We start from the raw sequence: 21,511 nt of genomic DNA, 5'->3' as shown, positions 1-21,511 counted from the left end.
GACACCCTTAAGGGGTGTCGAACTAATGGCAGCCCTTCTTCCTTAATATGCCTGCTTCTACGGATGTGACTACTTCCCAAGCAGAGCACACGCTCTCTTCGGAGTTTGATCTAGAGTTTATGGCAGTCAAAGTCCGAATACAGACTCCAGGGAAGGAAGGATCATGAACAATACAATTGGAGCAGCCCAAAAAGTAGCCCACTTTTTAAGGGCAAACTTCCAAGCGGCCAGCAAACCAGGGCATTTTTTAAACTGGGTAGCTGAGAAACTCAGCCCCAGGCAAACCTACTTTCATGCAACAGGCACAAATGATAGTAAGCCTACTGACGTTAACATCTTCAATAGAAAAGCAATTGCCATTCCAGAAACAAATAATGTTCACCCGCATACAATAAATTCAACGCAATTTGAAAACACTGATACTGAATTTGAACAGAGCATTAAAGTTGAAGCCGATGCTACAGAAGAAGCTGACGCTGCTAAGCCGCAATTTAGTCTCGAAGATGAGCAACTGACTCAAGCTCGAAACTGGGCCAAGGCATCCATAAAAAAATTCCCTAAAGGTAATCATGACGCTTATAATACCAATCACGTTATGACAGAAGTCATTCGACAGATGGAAAAAGAACACCCCGAAAAAGTTCTGGCTTTACTCGAAGAAGCTTTTCAATATGTTTCCGACAATGGCGAAAAAATTACCGCAGACAATTATAAACAACTTATTAATAATGTTCTTTCTAATAGCAATACTAAGGCACATCACTCTGCAAGTGTTCTAAATGACGTAGAATATGCAGTTGACCTTGCCTATAGCAAGATCTTCAGTGATATCAGTTATACTTGATCACACTCAACTGCCTCGAAGTATGCCAGCGCTTGTTGCTGGCATATTTATATCAGTCGCCTTTATCATTCCCCACTTATCCCGCAGCTGTTTAAATCACCTGCCCCTGAAACATGATTCCTGTATACTCGCCAGCAAAATGATAATGCGAGACTTAAGACTTAAGAGTAATCAAACCGTTTATGAACAGGGACAAACGCCAGCAGATTTTTGAGCGTCTGAGAGAAGACAACCCCAATCCTCAAACCGAACTGGAATACAGCTCTCCTTTTGAGCTGCTGATTGCAGTTCTTTTATCAGCCCAGGCAACTGATGTCGGGGTTAATAAGGCGACCCGTAAACTTTATCCTGTTGCCAATACTCCTCAGGCTATTCTCGATCTGGGTCTGGACAAACTGAAGTTCTACATCAAAACCATTGGGCTGTTTAATACCAAAGCCGAAAATGTCATGAAAACCTGCGCCATGCTGATTGAGAAGCATGACGGCGAGGTTCCGAACAACCGGGAAGACCTGGAAAAACTTCCCGGCGTTGGAAGAAAAACAGCCAATGTCGTACTGAATACAGCGTTTCGTCAACCGGCTATGGCTGTTGATACCCATATATTCCGGGTTTCAAATCGCACAGGAATTGCGCCAGGAAAAAACGTCCTTGAGGTTGAGCAGAGACTGTTGAGACTTGTTCCCAAAGAGTTCCTGCTGGACGCCCACCACTGGCTTATTCTGCATGGACGTTATGTATGCAAGGCGCGAAAGCCTCAATGTGGCTCCTGCAGAATTGAAGATTTATGTGAGTTCAAACAAAAGACAGAATAAATCTTCGGGTGGAAAGCACCATGTTTGCTATACATTGTGCTTTCTTTCTGTAGCCATTTGCACGATTAACCTGCCTTTCCACCAAAACATGGCATTGAACGCATTATTTCCTCTCGCGCATGCCTGAATTCCAAGCAGACACGACACATGTCAATAAAACCCGTGGAGCAGGAAATAGACTGATCACATCCAAAGAAAAAAAACATGAATTCTTGGGTTCTGTAGAAGCCCGTGTGTGCCAAAAACTGCAGAACCTGATGAGGAGGTTACACTCTGTGACTGTCAGCTATATCTGCAGTGAGTGCGCAACTCACTACCCTATCACTCCCGACCTTATGGTCTGCCCCAATTGCGCCAGCCAGCAGACCAGCGAAGAGCCTCTCAGAGGGGTTCTCGAAGTTTCCTACGAGAATCCATCTATCGATAAAGAACACTGGTGGCTATCTACCACACGCTCATGGCTGTTCGATATGTTGCCGATGCCGGAAGAGTTCTTTGCACCAATGCCGGTCGGTAACACTCCTCTCTGGGAGCCTCGCAACCTGCGTGAAGAGCTTGACCTTCCCAACCTGTTTATTAAAGACGACGGTGCCAACCCAACAGCCTCCTTTAAGGATCGTGCTTCCTGGCTGGTTTCCGCGTTTGCCAAGCAGCATGGTGTAGAAAATATTGTGCTGGCTTCCACTGGCAATGCCGGTTCGTCCATGGCTGGCATCGGTGCCGCTGCAGGCCAAAAGATCACCCTGTTCCTGCCTGCTTCCGCTCCTGTGGCCAAGCTGATTCAGGGCCAGCAGTATGGTGCCAACCTGATTCTGGTTGATGGCAACTATGACAAGGCTTTCGCCCTTGCCATGGAGTACTGCAAGCGTTTTGGCGGCATGAACCGCAACACCGCCTACAACCCCATGACTATCGAAGGTAAGAAGACAGTTTCTCTGGAAGTGACCAGGCAAATGGGCAAAGCCCCAGATCATGTCTTTGTCTCCTGTGGCGATGGCTGCATCCTGAGTGGTGTCTATAAAGGTTTCAAAGATTTGTACCAGTTCGGTCTTATCGACAAGGTGCCCACCATCTGGGCCGTTCAGTCCGAAAACAGTGACACCCTGACCCGCGCCTTCAACCATCCGGAAGGAAAATTTGAAGCCAAGCCTGCTACCACCATTGCTGATTCCATCTCAGTTGATATGCCAGCCAGTGGCTATCACGCCCTGCGTCAGCTGAAAGAGTTTGGGGGTCGCTGCATCACGGTTGCTGACGAAGATATTCTGAAAGCTCAGAAGAAGATGTCTGAAAAAGCTGGTCTGTTCTCCGAACCCGCTGGCGCCACTGCTTTTGCCGGTCTGCTGGCTGCCCGGAATGAAATTGGCCGTGATGAACAGATTGTTGTGCTCACCACCGGTCATGGCCTGAAAGATCCAAAAACAGCCGCAACAGGCTGTCCGGATCTGCCAGCGCCAATAGCCTCGCTGGACGAGCTTGCCTGAGCTTAAACTCAGCCTCAGAAGCTCTTCCTGTATTACAAAAACCAGGCAGGTGTAAGTCCGCCACCGACAGCCCTGCCTCGATAACAGCCATGAGCGAAAGGCGTTCTCAACCCTCGACGATTGAGAACGTAATAAATCGAATAGCTTTGCCCTGGGAGGGGAAACAATGTCCTACATCGACCTGACAATTCAGCAAGAACAGCTGGAAGCAACCGCGAAACACTGCCGTGAACGTGGTATCACTCTGCCAACCTTCAAAATGATGCGTGATCCGGAGCAGTATGTTCCTGACAGCATCAAGGCAGGGCTGAAAGATGTTGATCGCGACGAGCTGAACCCACTGAACCTGTACCGAATCACCTGGCGCAACGAACAGAAACGGATGGGTGGCCTGTACGGTGATGTAAACCACATTGTTCTCCCGCCCGAGCTGACCGGCTGTAAAGCCACCATCGTGGCTCTGTGTGGCAAGTTCTTCCCAACCGGTGCCCACAAAGTAGGTGCAAGTTTTGCCTGTTTGGCTCCACGCCTGGTGACTGGTCAGTTCAACCCGGAAAATACCAAGGCGGTATGGCCTTCCACCGGTAACTACTGCCGTGGTGGTGCTTACATTTCCAACCTGATGGCCTGCCACTCTATCGCTATCCTGCCAGAAGATATGTCCCGTGAGCGTTTCGAGTGGCTGGAAAAGGTTGCCGATGAAACCATCGCAACTCCAGGCTGCGAATCCAACGTTAAGGAAATCTTCGACAAGTGCTGGGAACTGCGTAACTCCGGTCAGGATCTGATGATTTTCAACCAGTTCGACGAACTGGGTAACCCAACCTGGCACTACAACGTCACTGGCCCTACTGCTGAAGCCGCTATCCAGCCTCTGCTGGCCAAGGGCATGCAGCTGGCCGGTTATGTTTCCAGCTCTGGTTCCGGCGGTACCCTGGGTGGTGGCTACTACCTGAAGGACAAGTTCCCTAAATCCAAGCTGATTGTTTCTGAAGCTCTGCAGTGCCCAACCATTCTGATGAACGGCTTTGGTGACCACCGTATCGAAGGTATCGGCGACAAGCATATCCCATGGGTACATGACTGCCGCAACATGGATTCCGGTGTTGCCGTGGATGATGAGCAACCTGTACGTTTGCTCCGTCTGTTCAACGAGCCTAAGGGCCGCGAACTGTTGAAGCAGCAGGGTATCGATCCTGAGCTGATCGAGAAGCTGGACCTGCTGGGTATCTCCGGTATTGCCAACGTGATCGCTTCTATCAAGTACGCCAAGCATCAGGAACTGACTGAGAATGATGTTCTGGTCACCATCGCCACCGACTCCCTGGAAATGTACGGCTCCCGCCTGACAGAAATGACTGCCGAACGTGGTGAGTACACTGAGTTCCAGGCACACCGCGACGCTGAACTGCTAGCCAACCTGGATATGCTGCATGTGAAGGAAATGGGTTACTGGGATCGCAAGGCGGTTCACAACCTGAAGTACTACACCTGGATCGAGCAGCAGGGCCGTGATGTGAAGGAACTGAACGCCCAGTGGACTGATAAAGAAGCCTACTGGCAGGATACCTTCGCCATGGCTGACCAGATGGACGATCTGATCGAGCAGTTTAACGATATGGTTGGCCTGAAGCGCTAACATCTGTCAGCCCTGAATTTTCCGTTTAGCCCAAAAACCCGAACACATACTTTCTGTGTTCGGGTTTTTAATTTCAGCAAAAATTATGGCTACTCTTTAAAAAAAGAACACACTGGCTAAGTTGTTAAATACTGGAACAGGCACACTATGAATAAATGCACCAATAATAAAAAAGGATTTTCAACTATTGAGTTGTTGATAGGTGTAGCTATTGTAGGCGTTTTGTCATTTTTCGCTGTAAAACTCATAATTCTTCAAACGAGTCGGACTATTGTTGCTGATGAGATCATTCCTTTATTCAAAGAACACTCCATTAATTTATTCGAATTCTATGCCACGGATGGAAAGATTAACCGCTACTGTAGCACTATCCCAGGTGGTTCAGAGAGCGGCAGCCTAAGCGTAGAAACCAAATACTTAACAAGTCTTCATTGCTCTCCAAAAACAAGCACTTCTGTACCTTTTCGCTTTACCGCTATCTTCGACCTGGATGTCATGCCTGATGATTTTCCCGCAAATGCCCGGCTGGTCTATTTTCCGATTCTAAACGGTGTCAGCCTGACCTGGTACTGCGCAACCCATTTTTCTGGAGAGATTCCCCAGGATTTCCTGCCCAAAGAATGCCGCCAGGCAGAGATGCGAGCTGGAGACCAATTATTTGTAGATGGCGTTAATGTCACAGCCCAGGGCCTGTTTGTCGAGTAAATGCAGTATCTTGTACCACATTTACAATGTTTTCCGTGAAGGCACGATAACATTAGAGAAAGTTAGTCCTGCCAGAATGGACATAAAGATCATAAATGCCTGGCCACCCACCTCCGGCAGGTTGGTAAAGGCACCACTATCGGCAATCTGGTTCAGGCCTATATAGGCCTTGCTCCCCGGCACCAGCAGAACCGTACCATGAAGCAACACAAGCATAGATGGAGAGTTGGTCACTCTTGAGAAGATATTGCTGTAAACCCCCACTGCCAGAGCCCCAACAAACGGCCCGATAGAATCACCAAGATAGGCCGCTCCAAACAAACTTCCTGCATAGGCCACGATAGCTGCAAGAACAGCCCACGGAATATCTCGCAGCCGATTCTTGAATACAGCTACCAAAGAGAGGGAAAGCAGTGGCACAGCGATCAACGGTGACCAGCCTGGAATAACGGCTGTATCTGCTATCGGCCGTGCAGCCCATAACAAACCCACCAAAGAGCTACCCAGAACTGAGCCAAAATAGAGTTTGCACAGGCACATCAGGCTATCCATCAACCTGGCCGTTCCAGACATCAACTGCCTGGCAGCCAGATCTTTCAAGGCCATAGTGATAGAAAGACCGGGAATAAAAACAATAATGCCAGACAAGACCACCAGAGGAACATTGACTCCCGAAACAAAATGCGAAAAGGCACTGGCGATCAGTGCGGCTACCGCTGCAGCCAGTGGCTCCAGAGCCTCGCCATAGTTGTCCGTTCTTTCCACCAGGTGCAGGATTCCGAAAACAACCAGACCTATGACCGAGGAGATAATAACATCCGCCATACTGACACCCACCAGCATGGCAAAGGCACCACTGGTCACTCCAAACGACAGCATCGTGGTCAAGGTGCTGTAGGATGAGGAGCGTATATAAATCTCTTCAATTTTTTGCAGCGCTTCGGTCATGCTGCACTCGCCGGAGATAACATCATCCACCAGCTGGTCAGCCACGGCCAAAGAACCCAGGTCGAGATCACCCGGCTTTACACGAATATGGTAATTACGTTTGTTACGACGATCCGGCTCCCACAGCACAATTGTGATCAGCGTAGGTGTCGCCATAAAATAGCCATCCAGCCCCAGAGAGCGGGTGACATTGTAGAGATGGGCTTCCAGTCGAAAAGCCGGAGTCCCAAACTTGTGCAGGGCCTTGCCCAACTCAATAATAAAATCACGTCTCCGGCGATAGTCCACACGTTTTTTTACGTGAACGGGGTTTTCGCGCCTGGTCTGTTCAGCACGTCTCATCGACACAATCCGGAAAAAGAAAAGCTGGTCAATAAAAGGAATAAAAGCCCTCGTGAGGGAACATATCACCCGACACGAGGTAAAGATATTTCGCTAAATACGAAAAGCGCGGCGATAGTACAGGAATAATGTAATATGAGTTAAAGGCCTGATTTTGAGAAAAATCCTGCCGGAATATGCTCTATCAACCAGAGTTTATCAGGATCACACAAAAGTGAATCCAAACAGCTGGCGAAAGAGTATGAAAAGAAAGAAGATGACAATCAAACAGCCGGTCAATCACAGATATGAACAAGAAAAACAGACATCCAGCCATCCCCAAAATATATTCATTTTTATCTGCGTTTGTGTTGATATTGTGCTCTTTCAGCTTACAGGCTGCTCCCAAAGCTGAATACTGGGCCTTCTGGGATAAAAGTAACCCTGCCAGCCAGAATAAAATTAATCATTCAGCCTGGAACTCTTTTCTGGAGCAGTATGTTTCAGAAAATCATAATCTCAATATGTTTGTTCTGGATTACCGGAGTGTCTCAAGCGCAGACAAGCAGCAACTGAAAAGTTACCTGAACACGCTCCAAAGCATTGATCCACGAAACTATAGCAAGAACGAGCAGTTCGCCTATTGGGTCAATCTTTATAATGCCCTCACCGTAAATCTGGTGCTGGAAAATTATCCAGTGGATACCATTAAAAGTATCGGCAGCTGGTTTGGCCTTGGGCCATGGGACAATGAAATTGCCTCAGTTGCAGGTCAGAAGCTGACCCTGAATGATATTGAGCACCGTATTCTGCGACCTATCTGGAAAGACAGCCGTATTCATTACGCAGTGAACTGTGCCAGTATCGGCTGCCCCGACCTGTTTCCCCAAGCCTGGAATGGTGCAAACGTTGAAGACATGCTCAATGCAGCAGCGAAACGCTATATTGCCCAGAACAAAGGTGTGGAGTTTGCGGGCAATGAACTGAAACTCTCCAGTATTTATAACTGGTATGGCGTAGATTTTGGCAACCGCCAGCAGTTGCTGAATCATCTGGCCAGTTTCTCAACTCCAGAACAGGCAAAGAAACTGAAAGGCTTTAACGGAGACATTTCTTACAGGTACGACTGGAATTTAAACCAAAAGCCATAACCCTTAAAACCTTACGCATACCCCCTCAAGCAGCCATGAGCGAGAAATACCTGTTTCGTCACCTCCGGGGATGAAACAGGTATTTCCATGGTAAAAAAAAAGTTACCCAGGCCGATAGCCATGGAATACCCAACGCGTAACTTCTCCTCTGGGGGCTTGTATGCACTGGTTTTCCAGAGCTTTCCTTTTCTTTGCCTTATTTTCACAGTTTTCGCTGGCTGATACTCAAAAACCCTATTACCGGGTTGCCATTCTTGACCGTTTTTTTCCTCCTGTTGAGGGGTTCTCTTCCGCAGAGCAGCGAGATCAGCATCTTGCCCTTTATGGTCTGGTTGATGTTGATGACGATGATCAGAAAGAACCTCTCTATCACGGTGACCTGGTTCGCTTACTGGCCAGCAATAACCAATTCACTTTTATTACTTACCCGATTCAGGATAACCGTTCTCCGATTTCAGAGATTCTTAACAACCTGAGGAAAATTAATGCCCGCTTTGCCAGTCAGCCCATCGATGCACTGGTTCTCTCCTGGGAGTCATCAACCCTAATCAGTAACTTTGATTCATTACTGGAGACCACTCAGGCTGAGGCTTACAAGAACAAAGTCAAAGAGATGGGGAAATCTTCAGAAGTATGGCGGGACACCTACCTGATCATTACGGAACTGGAAAAGCTAACCAGTAAAAACGTAATGATTTACACCATTGCCGGTAACGGTGGACGAAATATGGTAAACACCTTCTCCTTCGCAGAGGGTGTTGTCACTGTTGGTGCCGTGGAGTCAGAACTCGACAGCTATATCGCCAACAACGCCTTTGTTGATACCTATGCCCAGGCTGCCTACCAGCTGGTGCGGATTGACGATGCTTATGGAAAACCACTGGGATACGACCTGAACAGTGATCGTTGCATTGATATCCCACTCAACCAGCTAAGCGGTTTTAGAAAAACAACCGACTACCCCAAAACCTTCTGGAAAGTGTTAAAAGGTTCTTCATTTGCAGCGCCTACTGCTCTCAAGCTGGAACTGATGAAAAACCTGAAAACATCCTGCTAGACAGCTTTGACAAAGCTGCCCTAAGTCGTTTCTTCTTCAACCTTCTCTATCTGCCCAGGCAGTGTTCTTCGAGCCTGCAGGCAGATCTGATCAATAATACTGATTGCTTTTTCAATACCCAGTTTTGCACCCGATGATATCCGTGAAAAATGAATAAAGGCATGGGGAAGTTTGGCTTCATGGCGTTGCACCACAGAAACCCCGGCTGACTTCAACAACCTTGCATAACGAATCCCCTGATCCTTTAACGGATCAAATTCAGCGGTTATAACAGCTGTTGCAGGCATTTGTGCCAGAACCTCTGAATCGGCCAGAGCCGGTGAAACCTCAGGTAATGCGAGCTGCTCACGCTCAGCGTAGCTCTCGATAAACCGGTGCATCATTCTATTGGTCAGAGGCAGATCATGGCTGTAGACACGCCAGGATTCACTGATGTTATCCGTCAAGTCTGTAACCGGGTAAAGCAGCCATTGCCAGGCCGGCATAGCAACAGGTTTGACTGACAGGCCTGACTTAATCGCCTGCTGGCAGACCAGGGTGGCCAGATAACCACCGGCACTGTCACCACCAATGCCCAGCTGTCGCATATCCTTGTTGCGGCTTTTCCAGATCTCAACAATATGATTCCAGGCCCGAATCGCATCCTCAACGCCTGCTGGAAATGGGTTTTCAGGAGCCAGCCGGTAATTAACAGCAACCACCGCCATACTTCTTCGGGCTGCCAGTCTTCTGCAGAACTGGTCATGGCTCTGCAAATCACCCAGCATCATTCCGCCACCATGAAAAAACACCAGCCCCCGTTCATTGCTTCCTGCGGAGCTGTACCAGCGAATGGTCAGATTATCTTCAATGGTTTCATCATGGCTGGTGACTGAGGGGTCAGCGGGTTCATCCCACAGGGATGTTGACATCCTGTAAGACCTGCGAAGTTTATGGGGAGCTTGCTTTTCAGGAGGAGGCAGACTCTGAAACAGTGTCATCAGTTTGCGAAGATCGCGATCCATAGCCAGCCACGCAGGATGAGGCGAACTGAGTTTAACCAGAAAACGGGCAATACCAGAAAAGAGTGCATTAGCCACGAAGTTCCCCCTTGAACAACACCAGCCAGTTTTTATCATTATTATTCAATGTGGGCTCCATGCCCGTTGTTTACGTTTTATAACATTCAACTGACATGATCGCTAATAAATCGATATGAGCAGGCTTATTTCTATAAGACGAGCGTCTACTGTCTTTTCACGAACCGCTGTAAAGCGTTATTCTATTCAGCTTCTTAGAGCCTGTTCATAATCTTATCGCAGGCTCTAACATTCCACTCCCACTGTTCTCCCTGAGAAGCGGTTATGTTTAAAAAAGCTATTCTTACTTTTGGCCTAAGTCTATTGTTTGGTCTGGCTCAGGCGGCTCCTGTCGTTATGCAGGATATTCCGGAAATCATGCAGCGTTTCGATAATGCTGATAATTACCGCAAAAGTTCCCCAACTCTGGGCCGTTTGCCCAACGCCAGTGAAATTGGTCAGGAATTTATTACCTGGGTGTCCGATGGCGAAGGTGGTGTCACTAAAGAAACCACTAATACCGTGACCGATAGCGTTGTTATTGCCCGTATGCCAGAACCCATTGCCGAGGGTTATTACAATGAATGGCTGGTGCCTAAGGTGAAATGGCTGAAAACCTATGAGAACAAGCCACTGACCAATAAATTCCAATCCTACAAGCGCACAGCTACTTTCAAAGCGTTCCTGATCGATGATGAGGTTCTGCGTCTGCTGGGTTCTACCGATGGTGAAACCGCTGTGATCCATGTAAGCTGGGATCCAAATGGCATGACCGTATACAAAGATGGCTACCTGGCCAACTATGAATACGGTATTGCTTCTGAAGAGATGAAAAAGAATTACGAGAAAGCAGAATAATACTGGATGGAAAAAGTCGCTGTTTTTGTTGATGTTCAGAACATCTATTACACCACTCGCAATACCTACAATTGCAACTTCAACTACAGCGCCTTCTGGGCTGAAGCGACCAAAGGTCGTGAAGTTGTTGGAGCCTTTGCCTATGCCATTGACCGTGGTGATGAAAAACAGCGCCAGTTCCAGAATATTTTGAAACGCATAGGGTTTGAGGTAAAACTCAAGCCCTTTATTCAGAGAAGCGATGGGTCTGCCAAAGGTGACTGGGATGTCGGCATTACTCTGGATGTGATGGACTATGCCAGCCAGGTGGATGTTATTGTTCTGGCCTCCGGCGATGGTGACTTTGATATGCTTCTTGACCGTGCTTCATCCAAACACGGCACTTCAACTGAGGTATACGGTGTTCCCCAGCTAACGGCGACCTCACTGATCCATGCAGCCAACCGCTATTTCCCCATTGATGCCTCTCTGCTTATGAACAAGCAACCATGAGTGGGAAATAAAGAGCGTTTCATCTATACAACTGACTTCAACTAGGGATAAACTCGCCAGCTCCCACCTTTTATCAACATGTGTTATCAATGCAACTGACACTGACTACACCAGCCTTGTTTTTCCCTGCCATATCACTGCTGTTTCTATCTTATACCAACAAGTTTCTGGCTTTGGCAGCACTGGTTCGCAGCCTGCACCAGGAGTTCGAAACCAACCCAAACTGCCGCAGCCTGACTGATCAGATTGGGATTATTCACCGCCGTCTGATGCTGATCAAACATATGCAGGGGTTGGGTATTCTGAGCTTTATCTTCTGCGTACTGGACATGTTTCTCCTGTACCTGGGCATGGAACATGAGGCGCTTCTGGTATTTGGAGGTTGTCTGTTCTTCCTTCTCGCTTCGCTTCTTATCTGTGCCATTGAGATTCACATATCAACAGCTGCGCTGGATGTAGAGCTTCGTCATATGGAATAGAAGCCTTCACTCATGAAGTGATTTCCGGGAAGTCGAATAAGCCAGCTGGCCAAGCAGCCACTGACCGGCCAGTCCCGAGAAAAGGCAATAGCTGGCTGAACCCTGAAATTGGTAAAACCATGTTCTGGGAAAAGCATATGGAGTGAACTTCCAATGAGTTTTTATGATCGTTTTATTCTGCCAAAGCTGGTTCATATGGCCTGCAGCTCGCCCCAGGTTCGCAACCAGAGACAACTGCTACCTGCCCCGCCGCCCCGCGATTTGCAGCCTTTAACTACAGGGGACTGGCAAAGCCTAGATAGACGGTGTGCTTAACATCAAAGCACACCAAGCCAGGCTATGGAAAACATCAGGATATTCTGATCAGTGAGCGACAATCAGCTTGTAGTTGCAGGATATATCATCGTCACCATATATCGATGGCAGCTGCTGATAAGCATCAAGCACTGCATTAAGCTCATCTGGGCTCAAGGAGAGGTCAGCCTCATCGGTTTCCACAGCAGGCTCGCCAGGCTTTGTATGTTCTTCATCTTCGTAGAAGTACATGGCCCAGCCAATTTGATACATACCTTCCTGCTCTTTCTCCACCACCCCGACATAAATTCGGGCATGGCTACAGGATAATGAGTGAAACTTCTCTGGAAAGTGTGCCAGCAGTACCTGAGAGCTGCTCATCATTATGTCCTTTATACGATCTCTTTTTGTTGATTTTGGTAACGGCAATTTCCTCAGTATGGATTAGAAGCTGGTTAAGACGCAAACACCTTCTGTTATGATTGGCGTATAGAAACTAGAAAAATATGTTATGACTCAGCTTTCCCCTACCCTCGAACTGGCTTTTGACCTGATTTCCAGACCTTCCGTTACCCCGGAAGATAAAGGCTGCCAGCAGCTCCTGGCTGACAGACTCGCTCCGCTTGGCTTCAAAGCCGAACATCTGCGTTTTTATGATACCGACAACCTGTGGCTGCGCCGTGGAGATTCCGGCCCACTCTTTACTTTTGCCGGTCATACCGATGTTGTCCCGTCTGGTCCGGAAGAAGAGTGGGAGTTTCCTCCTTTTGAGCCAACCATTCATAACGGCATGTTGTGTGGACGTGGTGCGGCGGATATGAAAGGCAGTATTGCCTCTGTCGTCACAGCTATTGAGCGCTTTATAGCCAAACACCCCAGCCACAAAGGCTCCATCGCTCTGCTGATCACCAGCGATGAAGAGGGTGACGCTACCAATGGTACCGTCAAGGTGGTTGAGACACTGGAAACACGCAACGAGAAGATTGACTGGTGCCTCGTGGGAGAGCCATCTAGCACTGAGAAAGTGGGCGATGTGATCAAAAATGGTCGTAGGGGGTCTCTCGGTGCAAAACTGACAATTAAAGGTATTCAGGGTCATGTGGCCTACCCGCATCTGGCGGAGAACCCAATACATACCTGTGCCCCAGCAATTGCCGAACTGGCTGTCACCGAATGGGATCAGGGCAATGAGTTTTTCCCACCTACCAGTTTCCAGATTTCAAATTTCAATGCTGGTACCAGCGCTACCAATGTGATTCCGGGAAGTGTCGATATTGTCTGCAACTTCCGCTTCTCAACGGAACAGACTGACACCGGTTTACGCACCCGCTTTGAGCAACTGCTGGATCGTCATAACCTCAAATATGATTTGCAATGGCATTTAAGCGGCCAGCCTTTTCTGAACGCTAAAGGGGACCTGGTTGATGCCTCTGTTGAAGCTATTCGAACCGTTTGTGGTTATGAGACAGAACTGTCAACGGCGGGTGGAACTTCCGACGGCCGCTTTATTGCCCCCACCGGTGCGCAGGTTCTGGAGCTTGGCCCCTGTAATGCAACAATTCACAAGGTGAACGAGCGGATCACCGCAGAAGACCTGAACACCCTGTCTGATATTTATGAGCAGATCATGGTTAATCTGCTGGTAACAGATTGATGTACGTTGTGATATTCAGGGCCACGGTTGATACCATTGACCATGAATATTCACAAATGACCGAATGGTTAAGGGAAATGGCCCTTAACCGTTTTGGCTGCCTTGATTTTGTTTCCATGATGGATGGGGACCAAGAGGTAGCACTCTCTTGGTGGCCTGATCTTGAAAGCATTCATAAGTGGAAAAAAGAGTCAGACCACCTAATGGCCCAGAGGCTTGGTAAGGAGAAGTGGTATAAATCGTATTCGGTAGAAATCACGAAGGTAGAGAAATCCTACGGTTACTAGCCCATCAAATATTTGGTACAGTCCTCACCAGCAATGAACCCCGTCAAAACATTTCCCTGTGCTAAAATTCCTCTCGCACACACCTAGAGGGAATGTCGTTTGCCAAAAGCTTTCTGGAAAACCTTTTTTTTCTTCCCTCTTCTTCTTTCTACTCTTATGGTTCAACAACTACTTGCCAGTGGTAGTAAATCGGGAGATGACGATCCGACCGAATCACCCAGTGGGATTTGGCAATATATTGACAAACCGGATCAAGAAAGCACGCCATTGTCCCCTGAAGTTTTACTCGCTGAACTTTCGACTCAAGCAATAGCCATTCTTTTGGAAACACCTGCCTCAAGAGCTGACATAAAAAAACGCGTACGCTCACTGGAGAGATTGGGATTTAGAAAGCTGAAAAAGTACTACACAATCACTGATCAACCGTCATGGGTTCCAACATCAGACTGGAATGCCATAGCTTATTTCTGGGATCAAGCAGGCGAATACCACAGTTTACAACCAACCTCATTTGAAGACATTTTTCCCCAAGAAGTTGTTGAAGCTGGCCATGAGCAAAGAAAGACAGCAGTAAGAAAATTCGGGAAACTTAAAGCCATAATGGATCACTCATACTGGTTTTTACGTGGTGGCGCACCTTTTCAAACCCCAAAAGATGTAGAAAAAAAAATCAAAACAAAATACACATATAAAAAAGTGTTTGCCAAGGATATTATCAGCAGCATCAGTAAAATGACGACTAAAAATAAAAAAGCGTTTTTAGATCTTTGGTTTCAAATTCTTCGAATACTTTGGCTCGACGTGTCATCTTTTAACTATAGAAATATCGATTACATCAGTACACCAGCAATTGACTGGAGGGAGTATATTTTACTTGACAGCGATGACTCTGAAGAAACTGCATATAATTTTGACAGTAGCCCCCCAGCACTTAATGATATTATCCAAACAACAACATTAGGTGCAGTAGTACAAAAACTTGGGGACAAAAATAGGGAGCTATTTCAATCTCTTAGTGATCAGAATGACCGAATTGCAGAATTAGAAGAAAAAATAAAATCTCACGAACGTCTTCATGATGATTTAAAAAGTCAGTTACATTCCAAAACAGAAGAAAATAGAGAACTAAAAGAAAATCATGACTCTTTAAAAACTGAAGTGTCCAGTCTATCAACTAGTTTAAATGAAGAAAAGGCTGCAAATGAACATTGGAAACAAGAGTATAATAGACAGCTTACCAATCTTGCCCGGACTGTTACAAACCTTAAGAAACCGATAAGAGAGCCTTCTAAAAATCAGCCCACCGAAACTCCTTCACCAATAATAAGTGCCAACAGTGTAATCGTAAACCCTCCAGCCTTTGTAACACCGCCATCTTCATCTCACTCTCACCACCACAGAGGCAGCAGACAGCAAGCACATAACTCACAGCCCCTACTAACTCAATTAATGACAGCCCAGCCCCCTGCTCCCCAATATATTGCAGCACCAGTTTGTTTTAATCCTCCTGCACTTGCGAGTGCCCGATTTCAGTCCCAAATGATGAGTAATCTAACGGCTTCCTGTGTCGTTGTTCAAACAGACGCCGGACCACGTTTAATACAACTTCCACCACCGGGACCTTTCTTGCAGAGATGCTCTATGAATAATTAATACACTGATGCAGCTTCTGTGACACCAGAACCGATTGGCCAGTCATTTTTCGCGGCCATGGAATATCGCATCAGGACAGATTATTTTTCAGATATGTGACTGCTCTATGGCGTTTTTCAATTAAAGCTGTGGTTTTACGGGGCAACTCTGCAGCATCCAGCTCTTTCAGCAGACGGCTACCTTCGTTGAGAGCCTGTTGCAAATTGTCTTCAATGACCAGCATGTTTTCGTGAGACACGGATGCTTCAATTTGCAGAGTAAAAGAATGATCAGTGCGAGAAACGATAGAAGAAGACATCTGGAAGAGCACCCGTTCATTTAGGCTCCAAACTAAGGATCTTGCGGCGCGGCCAACACAACAGCATGCACTTTCTCGGGAGTCATACTGTCAACAGAGCTATCAACTGCCACTCTCATTGAAATGATGTACTAGCCTTTTTGTCAATGGACATATATTCAGGCAGGTAGCCAGATGCTTTCTTTAAAAAAACTGACAGCGCAAGAACTGAGTTCTCTTAAGGATGTGGCCTATGACTGCAGCGCTAATAAAGGAGAATTTGATAGGTACGGTGTTACCAGTGTTGATCCGGAGTTGCATCTTCAAAAGCTTACAGAGACGGTACAGAGTCTGGAAGGAAAAGCCGGCTACGCAAAAGTTACCAAAGTGGAGACCCCAAATGACCTGACAGTAAGGCCGCTGGTCTGGCTGGCGGAACAATGTCGCAACTTTGAAAGTATCAACACTATATCCAAATCGACAATTAAAAATGTTCAGGCTAAGCATAAGATGAAGCGTTTGATCCAGAATTTGGACCAGCTTTCCCTGCCAACTGAAACCAAATTGCAAATGCTTGAGAGCTTGATGATTGACGCGCCGGAGCTTGAGGCAGCCACGGTCAAAGCAATACAGTGCTCAATATCACAAAAAAAGGCTGAATATAAGCAGCAGCTGCCAGAAAAAAAAGCTGAAGAGCAAGGTGGGACTCCTGCTGTAATGCCTGGCGGGCAATCAATAATACAAAGAATGCAGAAGATGATTGAAAAAGCCCGGAAAGCAAGAGAAGACGCAAATGAGCGGTCCTCTTCACAGCATGATATTGAAATACCTGTTGATGAGGCCGGCAGTTTATATGTTTCTCCCCGGGCCTCGGCTAAGGTGAGCGAGCTGTACCTTGACCTTGGTTACTGTCTCAATAAACCAGTGCCGGTAATAGAGCAGCAATTGCAAACCCACTGCCAGAATTTATTGAACCGTACAGGAGATACTCCCGCTTCTGATGGTTATCCTTTACAGCCGAGAAAAGGATGGCCAACCGCAGAGCAGCTTCGTTCATTTGTACAGGGTAATAATGGGCCGACTATTGACAAGGTTTTTATTCCCGTGATCGCCAGCGCATTGGGTGTGACTGTTGAGTGTGAAATCCAGACAGACGCAAACACTGACATCCAGAGGTTTGATAAAGATGGTAGCAGGGTAGCAAAATTGGCGAATACCGATATCTACATGAAACTGACCATCGGGGAGGTGTTTCAGAAAAGAGAGGTTGATCAAGGTGATGACGCCCCGCGGTCTCTTGCGGTTAAAGATTTTGTTGCTGCCCAAGCTTCTACTCCGGTCTACACATCCCTGAAAGAGCAGTTGATTGGTATGAAGCTGATTGCTGATGAACAAGAATATCTTATTCTTTCAGAAGCCTGGGGCAAAGACTGTCCCCTGTTGCAGAGAGCGGATTTCCCCGAAAAGTTGCAATACCTTAAGCTGCTTCAAGAAGAGGCTGAAAAAGATAAGCGCCCCTTCAGTTATGTACAGCTCGCACTCATTCACAAATCGGGCCTGCTTGATGCGTTCTTGCCGGACATCAAAACAGCCTGTGATAAAAAAGAGAGTCTTTCGCTGATCTATAACGACGTGGACAGGGAGTATAGCGAGAGGGTGTTTCCTGCCTGTAAATCCTTTTTTAATGAACGCCAGAAGGTTAATGTCCGACTTGCCGGACCAGCCATGGCTAACTGGGCCCATAACTGCTGGTTTAATGCCTCTACCAATATGCTGATGTCGATACTGGAACCGAGGGTTCTGGAGAAACTCAAGCAGAAGACATATGAAGGGCAGTATGCCGAGGCTCAATCCGCTGTTCGGGACGCTGTTGTCGATTTATGGGAGGCCTGTGATGCGATTCGCTCAGGTAAGGTAGAGCCCCACTCAGTTGCCGGACATCAGCTGCGATTAATGCAGGCAATGCATGCGCTCGGGCGGCAGGATCATTTAATGGTTCAGCAGCTCTTTAATTGTCCACGACCGATTGAGCAGCATGACGCCAATCAGTATCTGCTGGCCATTATGGATGTGCTGGAATTGCAGGCGCAATCTGAAGTACAAATAGCCACACCCAATAAAACAACGTGTGAACTCGGTGGAAAACAGTTGACCCGATACAGCAAAAATACGCTGTTTGAACCTATGCTGCAGGTGCCTGTGGTTGACAGGCCGGGACCGATTCAGGCATTAACGCAGGCACTGACACCGGAAGGGTTTCAGGCTATGGCCTCCTCCCACTATTACATGGCCGATCAACAGGTGTTGCAGAAGAAACTGGCTGATTATCATAATCTGGAAAATACTGCTGACCCCAGTGAGGTTGCGTTGAAACGCTGTGCCGGAGCCGCTTTGGGGCATATAAAGGATATGGCAGACCGGTGTCTCGACGAGGATGTTCTGGTAGTGGATGAAAATATGCAGCTGTTACGTGACTGCACGTTTATGGAAGGGAACACTAAGAGGCGGGGTGACTACCTCCCCTTACTCCGTGAGGGGGAGGCAGAGACAGAGTATTTGGGAGATCTGGGTAAATATAATTCAGGCGCTGATTTAAGGTTGCTGGACAATGGTGGGATCGTTCTTGAGTATTCCGACTCGGGTAAACGGCGGAAGCTAAAAGGCGTAGCGGTACTGGACAGCCATGGTTGCCTGGCAAGACCATTACTCTGTAACGAAGACTATAAACCTCGCCCCTCAGAGAAAATGCCTGGAATGTCGGCAAAAGGCAAGCCTGTTTATAACCAGAATGGCTGTCTTTTAAAGAGGGATAAATCAGGAGGGCTCTACGTCGACAGAGAGAGCAAGGTGTTGCCATCATTGTGGATAGAACACCTCAAGGTCACATCAAAGCCAACGTTTTCTCCCCAAGATGTTGAAGGGTTTGCACAGGATATAGCAGGTGTTATGAGGGTCAAGCGCTACCTTAATGAAGGAAAGCTGAATCAGTCACAGTGCCCCGTTACCTTTAATGACTGCCTCCAGGAAGCCTATGGAGACGTGGAAGGAGAATATGACTGGAGTGAGGAGGAGTTGAAAGAAGCAGGGCTTGATATTGAACACTGGTATCCGCACTACCTGAAACAGCAGGGGGTGAACCCTAAAACCGTATTGGTGAAAGGACAGACCAAAAAGCAATCGTATGAGTATCATCGTAATCATTTGACAAAGCCTCCTGTTCTGAGACTGAAGGGCACGCGATCCAACTCTATTCAAATGAACACGAAAACCTGCCGCCAGTTTTCTGTGGGATTGAATATGTTTGGAATGGATTATGATCTGGGGAGGGTAACGAAAAAAGGCAAACAGGCGGCAGAAGTATTCAACAGTATACAGCAGGGTATTCACCTGCCAGTGGTCAATGAGCAGGGTCAGCAACAAATAGTGGAGGGACGGCTGAAACATCTGGTATGCCATCAGGGAAAGACGGCTGAAAGTGGCCATTACATCAGTCTGAAATTTAACGACGATAGAACGATAACGGTAGAAGATGACTTAAAGGTTCTGGAGCTGGAAGAGTATATGAAATACTATGACAAAGAATCACCATCAGGCAAAGATGTTGCTCAGATACTGGCCAGTCTGGATCTTCAACCTTATATGTTGTTATTTGAGCGGCCAGATGAGCCTCAGATGTAGAAATTCAGCCCACAATTGCACCACCCAAGATGCACTATCTCTGTATCGGGTCCCAGCCTGAAAAAGCAATGAATATAAAGCAAAAGCTATGTAATTGTGCTGAAAATAGCCTGTATACCGGGCTCAATGCTTCTTTCTTACCAGCATAAGTTTTATACAAAGATTATGATCGGGAGGCTGCAGATCTACAGTATGGCCAGCCATTTTGGTCTTACTCGGTTTATTTGTTTTACCCGTCCCTCTTTTTTTGCCGCCCTTTACATATGATCCAAATTTTATTTGATCACCTCGGGTTCTGCCGACTTTTGGACTCTTCACCGCTAATACTCCCATCTCAAATAAAAAAGAGTACTATTGGAGTCAACAGGCCAATAAATAACCGTAACAAGCCTGTTGTTCTCACTGGCAAAGTCATTGAGTCGGGCTCTCGATGCTATAAATAGATGAGGCACTACTCAGGAGAACCACCATGCAAACCACTATCAGGGATATTATCCGTACCAATATTGATTATCTCACTGAGGATTTATTACTGACTGATGCCGTGAAAAAGATCATCCAGGCAGATCTCCCCGGCCTTCCTGTTGTGAACGACAATAAAGAGCTTATAGGTTTTGTCTCTGAGCATGACTGCATCCTGCCAATGATCTCGGGTACCTATCACTGCGATGACCGGACACTGGTCAAAGATCTGATCCAGAGAGAACCATTGTCACTGACTCCCGATGCCTCTCTGATCAATGTCGCCGAGATGATGGCCAACAAAAAACCGAAGATTTATCCCATTCTGGATGAAGGCAAACTGGTTGGCATTATCTACCGTCAGGATGTCCTCAAGGCCCTGAGTGATGAAATGAAACACTGCAAGCCCATCGTCTGATTTTCAACTGAAGACAAGGTACAATCCGATTCTTCTGAAAGCTGTTGAATAATCATAAATGTCATCTCCTCTTCGCTGCCCGGTCTGCCGGCGGCCTCTTCAACCTCATGACAAAGGTGCCCGCTGTGAAAGTGGGCACAGTTTTGACCGTGCCCGCCAGGGATACCTGAACCTGCTGCCGGTCCAGAAGAAACGCAGTGCCAACCCAGGAGATAATCCGGAGATGGTTCAGGCCCGTAACCGTTTCCTGGATACCGGCTGCTATCAAGAGCCTGCAAATGCATTAAAGCAGGCAGCACGGGAACTGGCTCACCCGTCCGAAAAGGCTGTCTTCATAGATGCTGGGTGCGGAGAAGGGTATTACACGGAACAACTGGCCAAGGCTTTCCCCCTGGCGGATATGACCGGCTTTGATATATCTAAATCTGCGGTACAGGCCTGTTGCCGAAGAATCAAATCTATCCAATGGCTGGTTGCCAGTGTTGCTGATATTCCTCTGGCGGATAATTCTGCAGATATTATTGTCAGTGTCTTTTCCCGTATCGACTGGGCTGAGTTCGGCCGGGTTCTCAGCCCCGGAGGGCATGCCCTGATTCTCGGACCGGGTCCTGACCATCTTCTGGAACTCCGCCAGCAGATCTATGACGAAGTTCGCCCTTACCAGGAAGATAAACTGCTGACCCAGCTGCCAGATGAGTTTGAACTGGTCAGGCGGGAGCCGGTATCCGACACCATTCAGCTGGAAGGGTCACAGACGATTCAGGATCTGCTGGCCATGACTCCACACTACTGGCATATCAAGCCTGCTCAGCGAGAACAGCTGCAACAGCTGGAACAGTTGACCTGTCGCATTGATATGCGCCTGTATGTGGTCAAGTATCAGCCCTGCGATTCTGCATCTTCCAGCAACCCTTCTAACAACACCGTCAGTCAATGA

The 21,511-nt window shown here is 47.4% G+C and carries 20 protein-coding genes; 16 read left to right on the top strand and 4 right to left on the bottom strand.

The features are described from left to right. Positions 1-163 precede the first annotated feature (163 nt). The 5 genes from M3P05_RS13665 to M3P05_RS13645 all read left to right on the top strand — a co-directional run bounded on the left by M3P05_RS13665 (position 164) and on the right by M3P05_RS13645 (position 5,487). Positions 164-844, top strand: coding sequence for a hypothetical protein (locus tag M3P05_RS13665; protein WP_249700283.1), 681 nt, complete (start codon positions 164-166; stop codon positions 842-844). Between the two features lie 182 nt (positions 845-1,026). Beyond that, positions 1,027-1,659 carry an endonuclease III gene (nth, locus tag M3P05_RS13660; RefSeq protein ID WP_249700282.1) on the top strand — a complete coding sequence of 211 codons (633 nt, stop codon included), beginning with the start codon at positions 1,027-1,029 and terminating at the stop codon, positions 1,657-1,659. Positions 1,660-1,934: 275 nt separating this feature from the next. Then, a complete protein-coding gene (thrC, locus tag M3P05_RS13655; protein WP_249700281.1) occupies positions 1,935-3,143 on the top strand; it encodes a threonine synthase in 1,209 nt (402 codons plus the stop codon). 166 nt (positions 3,144-3,309) lie between these two features. Beyond that, positions 3,310-4,782, top strand: a complete 1,473-nt coding sequence (locus M3P05_RS13650) for a pyridoxal-phosphate dependent enzyme (RefSeq protein ID WP_249700280.1) — start codon at positions 3,310-3,312, stop codon at positions 4,780-4,782. A 147-nt stretch (positions 4,783-4,929) separates the two neighbouring features. Beyond that, positions 4,930-5,487 carry a prepilin-type N-terminal cleavage/methylation domain-containing protein gene (locus M3P05_RS13645; RefSeq protein ID WP_249700279.1) on the top strand — a complete coding sequence of 186 codons (558 nt, stop codon included), beginning with the start codon at positions 4,930-4,932 and terminating at the stop codon, positions 5,485-5,487. A 21-nt stretch (positions 5,488-5,508) separates the two neighbouring features. Here the strand turns inward: M3P05_RS13645 and M3P05_RS13640 are convergent, their stop codons facing one another. Continuing rightward, entirely contained in the window at positions 5,509-6,777 is a 1,269-nt protein-coding gene (locus M3P05_RS13640) for a threonine/serine exporter family protein (RefSeq protein WP_249700278.1), read from the bottom strand. 347 nt (positions 6,778-7,124) lie between these two features. On the opposite strand from M3P05_RS13640, the gene M3P05_RS13635 reads away from it, so the two are divergent. After that, positions 7,125-7,907, top strand: a complete 783-nt coding sequence (locus tag M3P05_RS13635) for a DUF547 domain-containing protein (protein WP_408635916.1) — start codon at positions 7,125-7,127, stop codon at positions 7,905-7,907. A gap of 160 nt (positions 7,908-8,067) precedes the next feature. Further along, positions 8,068-8,964, top strand: a complete 897-nt coding sequence (locus M3P05_RS13630; RefSeq protein WP_249700275.1) for a hypothetical protein — start codon at positions 8,068-8,070, stop codon at positions 8,962-8,964. A gap of 20 nt (positions 8,965-8,984) precedes the next feature. Here M3P05_RS13630 and M3P05_RS13625 read toward each other — a convergent pair whose 3' ends face one another. After that, the gene (locus tag M3P05_RS13625) at positions 8,985-10,043 is read right to left on the bottom strand and encodes an alpha/beta hydrolase (RefSeq protein WP_249700274.1); all 1,059 of its coding nucleotides are present in this window, start codon (positions 10,041-10,043) and stop codon (positions 8,985-8,987) included. 264 nt (positions 10,044-10,307) lie between these two features. Between M3P05_RS13625 and M3P05_RS13620 the strand changes: the two genes are divergently transcribed. From M3P05_RS13620 to M3P05_RS13610, 3 genes are all read left to right on the top strand, one after another. Then, positions 10,308-10,880 carry a hypothetical protein gene (locus tag M3P05_RS13620; RefSeq protein WP_249700273.1) on the top strand — a complete coding sequence of 191 codons (573 nt, stop codon included), beginning with the start codon at positions 10,308-10,310 and terminating at the stop codon, positions 10,878-10,880. A 6-nt stretch (positions 10,881-10,886) separates the two neighbouring features. Continuing rightward, complete coding sequence (locus tag M3P05_RS13615) at positions 10,887-11,372, top strand: LabA-like NYN domain-containing protein (protein WP_249700272.1); 486 nt, start codon at positions 10,887-10,889, stop codon at positions 11,370-11,372. Positions 11,373-11,461: 89 nt separating this feature from the next. After that, a complete protein-coding gene (locus M3P05_RS13610) occupies positions 11,462-11,851 on the top strand; it encodes a DUF2721 domain-containing protein (RefSeq protein WP_249700271.1) in 390 nt (129 codons plus the stop codon). Positions 11,852-12,214: 363 nt separating this feature from the next. On the opposite strand, the gene M3P05_RS13605 is transcribed toward M3P05_RS13610, so the two are convergent. Continuing rightward, on the bottom strand, positions 12,215-12,526 hold the full coding sequence (locus tag M3P05_RS13605; protein ID WP_249700270.1) for a hypothetical protein: 312 nt from the start codon (positions 12,524-12,526) through the stop codon (positions 12,215-12,217). A gap of 130 nt (positions 12,527-12,656) precedes the next feature. Here M3P05_RS13605 and dapE point away from each other — a divergent pair, with 130 nt between their 5' ends. The 3 genes from dapE to M3P05_RS13590 all read left to right on the top strand — a co-directional run bounded on the left by dapE (position 12,657) and on the right by M3P05_RS13590 (position 15,739). Then, on the top strand, positions 12,657-13,799 hold the full coding sequence (dapE, locus tag M3P05_RS13600; protein WP_249700269.1) for a succinyl-diaminopimelate desuccinylase: 1,143 nt from the start codon (positions 12,657-12,659) through the stop codon (positions 13,797-13,799). Then, positions 13,799-14,086 (top strand): antibiotic biosynthesis monooxygenase family protein, encoded by a 288-nt coding sequence (locus M3P05_RS13595; RefSeq protein ID WP_249700268.1) that lies wholly within the window; start codon positions 13,799-13,801, stop codon positions 14,084-14,086. Before dapE ends, M3P05_RS13595 begins: the two co-directional genes overlap by 1 nt. Before the next feature lie 99 nt (positions 14,087-14,185). Continuing rightward, a complete protein-coding gene (locus tag M3P05_RS13590; protein WP_249700266.1) occupies positions 14,186-15,739 on the top strand; it encodes a hypothetical protein in 1,554 nt (517 codons plus the stop codon). 70 nt (positions 15,740-15,809) lie between these two features. Here M3P05_RS13590 and M3P05_RS13585 read toward each other — a convergent pair whose 3' ends face one another. Then, positions 15,810-16,037, bottom strand: a complete 228-nt coding sequence (locus M3P05_RS13585) for a hypothetical protein (protein WP_249700265.1) — start codon at positions 16,035-16,037, stop codon at positions 15,810-15,812. 174 nt (positions 16,038-16,211) lie between these two features. Between M3P05_RS13585 and M3P05_RS13580 the strand changes: the two genes are divergently transcribed. From M3P05_RS13580 to M3P05_RS13570, 3 genes are all read left to right on the top strand, one after another. After that, positions 16,212-19,694 carry a ubiquitin carboxyl-terminal hydrolase gene (locus M3P05_RS13580; RefSeq protein WP_249700264.1) on the top strand — a complete coding sequence of 1,161 codons (3,483 nt, stop codon included), beginning with the start codon at positions 16,212-16,214 and terminating at the stop codon, positions 19,692-19,694. A gap of 469 nt (positions 19,695-20,163) precedes the next feature. Continuing rightward, positions 20,164-20,574 carry a CBS domain-containing protein gene (locus tag M3P05_RS13575; RefSeq protein WP_249700263.1) on the top strand — a complete coding sequence of 137 codons (411 nt, stop codon included), beginning with the start codon at positions 20,164-20,166 and terminating at the stop codon, positions 20,572-20,574. 58 nt (positions 20,575-20,632) lie between these two features. Next, positions 20,633-21,511 carry a putative RNA methyltransferase gene (locus M3P05_RS13570; RefSeq protein ID WP_249700262.1) on the top strand — a complete coding sequence of 293 codons (879 nt, stop codon included), beginning with the start codon at positions 20,633-20,635 and terminating at the stop codon, positions 21,509-21,511.

Origin of the sequence: Parendozoicomonas callyspongiae, from assembly GCF_023502345.1 — a bacterium.
Classification (GTDB): Bacteria; Pseudomonadota; Gammaproteobacteria; order Pseudomonadales; family Endozoicomonadaceae; genus Sansalvadorimonas; species Sansalvadorimonas callyspongiae.
The sequence above is the reverse complement of the archived record's forward strand: the minus strand, read 5'-3'. Positions and strand labels throughout refer to the sequence as shown.

Bases quoted from the DNA above. Each gene is read 5' to 3' on its own strand.
- M3P05_RS13640 (WP_249700278.1), bottom strand. From the start codon at position 6,777: ATGAGACGTGCTGAACAGACCAGGCGCGAAAACCCCGTTCACGTAAAA.
- M3P05_RS13650 (WP_249700280.1), top strand. From the start codon at position 3,310: ATGTCCTACATCGACCTGACAATTCAGCAAGAACAGCTGGAAGCAACC.
- M3P05_RS13605 (WP_249700270.1), bottom strand. From the start codon at position 12,526: ATGAGCAGCTCTCAGGTACTGCTGGCACACTTTCCAGAGAAGTTTCAC.
- M3P05_RS13585 (WP_249700265.1), bottom strand. From the start codon at position 16,037: ATGTCTTCTTCTATCGTTTCTCGCACTGATCATTCTTTTACTCTGCAA.
- M3P05_RS13620 (WP_249700273.1), top strand. From the start codon at position 10,308: ATGTTTAAAAAAGCTATTCTTACTTTTGGCCTAAGTCTATTGTTTGGT.
- M3P05_RS13575 (WP_249700263.1), top strand. From the start codon at position 20,164: ATGCAAACCACTATCAGGGATATTATCCGTACCAATATTGATTATCTC.
- M3P05_RS13610 (WP_249700271.1), top strand. From the start codon at position 11,462: ATGCAACTGACACTGACTACACCAGCCTTGTTTTTCCCTGCCATATCA.
- M3P05_RS13630 (WP_249700275.1), top strand. From the start codon at position 8,068: ATGCACTGGTTTTCCAGAGCTTTCCTTTTCTTTGCCTTATTTTCACAG.
- M3P05_RS13570 (WP_249700262.1), top strand. From the start codon at position 20,633: ATGTCATCTCCTCTTCGCTGCCCGGTCTGCCGGCGGCCTCTTCAACCT.
- M3P05_RS13645 (WP_249700279.1), top strand. From the start codon at position 4,930: ATGAATAAATGCACCAATAATAAAAAAGGATTTTCAACTATTGAGTTG.
- nth (WP_249700282.1), top strand. From the start codon at position 1,027: ATGAACAGGGACAAACGCCAGCAGATTTTTGAGCGTCTGAGAGAAGAC.
- M3P05_RS13615 (WP_249700272.1), top strand. From the start codon at position 10,887: ATGGAAAAAGTCGCTGTTTTTGTTGATGTTCAGAACATCTATTACACC.
- dapE (WP_249700269.1), top strand. From the start codon at position 12,657: ATGACTCAGCTTTCCCCTACCCTCGAACTGGCTTTTGACCTGATTTCC.
- M3P05_RS13665 (WP_249700283.1), top strand. From the start codon at position 164: ATGAACAATACAATTGGAGCAGCCCAAAAAGTAGCCCACTTTTTAAGG.
- M3P05_RS13580 (WP_249700264.1), top strand. From the start codon at position 16,212: ATGCTTTCTTTAAAAAAACTGACAGCGCAAGAACTGAGTTCTCTTAAG.
- M3P05_RS13595 (WP_249700268.1), top strand. From the start codon at position 13,799: ATGTACGTTGTGATATTCAGGGCCACGGTTGATACCATTGACCATGAA.